The following is a 1,762-nucleotide window of genomic DNA, read 5'->3' as shown; positions in this document are numbered from 1 at the left end:
CCCAAGGCTATAAAGTCGTAGTCATCGACCTCGCCTTCAAAGTCGCGGAAATTTAGGCTCTCGCAGCCTAGTTGCTCGGCGATCGTGTCGCCCACCTTTTTCGTGTTACCCGTTTGCGAGGTGTAAAGCACGATTTTTTTCATACAAAATCCTTTTTCATAATGTTTGCTATCTCTTCGTTGATGTTGTTGCCCCAAAAAACTCCGTCCAAGTTTAAGACCGATCTTTGATCCTTTATCTCTAAAAGCCCCCAGCTCTCAAATTCCTTTAGTTTCTGCAGCGCTTCGTCATAAACGCTCGCGCTTAGGCCGTCTTTTAGCGCGTTTAAGCTTACGATCGGGTATTGAAACAGATTGCTTAGCACGCCGTATTTTGCTTCGCGCTCATCGATTCGCGAGATCATCTTGTGTCCCGACACGCCGTAAATTCCGAAGCCCGCTACGTGTCCGCCCGCGCCGTTGCCGATAGGAAGGACGTCCGTGCCCTTGTGGCTTAGCTTGATGTAGCCGTAGTTATCGCGCCCTTTGCGAGTAAGCTTGGTAAGCTCCAAAACCTCAAAATTCCCGCTTTGCAGCAGCGCCTCCGCGAAAGCGTGGTGCAGCTTCTTATCGGTCGGCAGATCGTAGTAGGAGGTGTCGATCCTTTTGGATAACTCCGAGCCTTCGAAAAACATCAGCGAGTAAAAGCTAGTGCTATCTAGACCTAGCTCATTTACGTAATTAGCGTCCGCGACCGCCTCCTCTACGCTTTCGTTCGGGAAGTTGTAGATGATGTCGCAGCAGAGCATGCCGTCAAATTTTTCTCTAAGATCCTTCAGTCGCTCGATCGCGCGAGCAGGCTTATGCACGCGGTTTAGAAGCGCCCGCCCCTGTCTGCTGAAGGTCTGCACGCCGATGCTAAAGCGGTTTACGCCGAAGCTCTGCAGGGCGAGCGCTTTTTGCGTATCTAGATTATGCAGCGTGGTCTCTATGCTGATCTCGCAGCCCTCTGCGATCTTGAAATTTTTATGCAGCGCGCCCAGAACCTTTTCGAAGTGCGTCTCGCTAAAGACGCTCGGCGTGCCGCCGCCGAAGTAGATACTTTTGATCTTTTTGGTATCGAAGTAGGGCATCTCGCCGTAGTCTTTGATCTGGCGGACCAGAAATTTAGCGTATTCGTCCAGCTCGTCGCCGAGTTTGGAGCGCATCATCGAACAAAACGAGCAGATGTTGTCGCAAAAGGGCACATGCAGATAGATCACGCAGTCGCTGTCTTTGGCGGGTTGCTCCAGCGCATTGAACAGCTCGTTTTCGCTTGCGGAGACGCTCTCGAAAAGCTTGGAGCGATGGTGGGATTTAATGCGTTCTTTAAACATCTATTTCATTGCCTCTGCGTAAATTTCATCCACCGTCTCGCCGATCTGCGGGCTGCCCCGCAAGATGAGCGTCGGAGCTTTTAAAATTTTGCCCGATTTTACCGCTTTGGTATTTCTAAGGATCGGATTTGCTTTTAAAAAATCCTCCGTTTCGCCGCCCACGACGACGATTATATCGGGGTTTTGCTCCAAGATGTATTCGGCGGATACCGCGGGCGTGCTGCCTTCAAGACCGTCTGCGATGTTTTTAGCGCCGAGGCGAGCGAAAATGTCGCCGATGAGGGTTTTGTCGTTAAAAGCCATAGTGGCGTTTGAGCCAAAAAATAGCGCTACTTTTTTGCCGCGAAGAGCGGGTTTGTCTGCAAAAATTCCATCCATCTGCGCGCAAATTTTATCCGCCTCGCTCTC

Annotated in this window: 2 protein-coding genes; both read right to left on the bottom strand. The window is 50.9% G+C overall.

Annotated elements, in window-relative coordinates; all coding sequences use genetic code 11:
* Positions 1-139: 139 nt before the first annotated feature.
* Complete coding sequence (locus Q0238_RS06650) at positions 140-1,354, bottom strand: radical SAM protein (protein ID WP_297944191.1); 1,215 nt, start codon at positions 1,352-1,354, stop codon at positions 140-142.
* Positions 1,355-1,762, bottom strand: a 408-nt coding sequence (locus Q0238_RS06645; protein ID WP_297944188.1) for an ABC transporter substrate-binding protein, incomplete at its 5' end; no start/stop codon positions are given. It abuts the gene before it with no gap.

It is taken from the genome of uncultured Campylobacter sp., assembly GCF_938045775.1.
In the GTDB taxonomy this organism is placed as follows: Bacteria; Campylobacterota; Campylobacteria; order Campylobacterales; family Campylobacteraceae; genus Campylobacter_B.
Note: the sequence above shows the minus strand (reverse complement) of the source record. Positions and strands in the feature narration are given on the sequence as shown.

Excerpts from the sequence above, each read along its gene's own strand:
- Q0238_RS06650 (WP_297944191.1), bottom strand. The coding sequence starts at position 1,354 with ATGTTTAAAGAACGCATTAAATCCCACCATCGCTCCAAGCTTTTCGAG.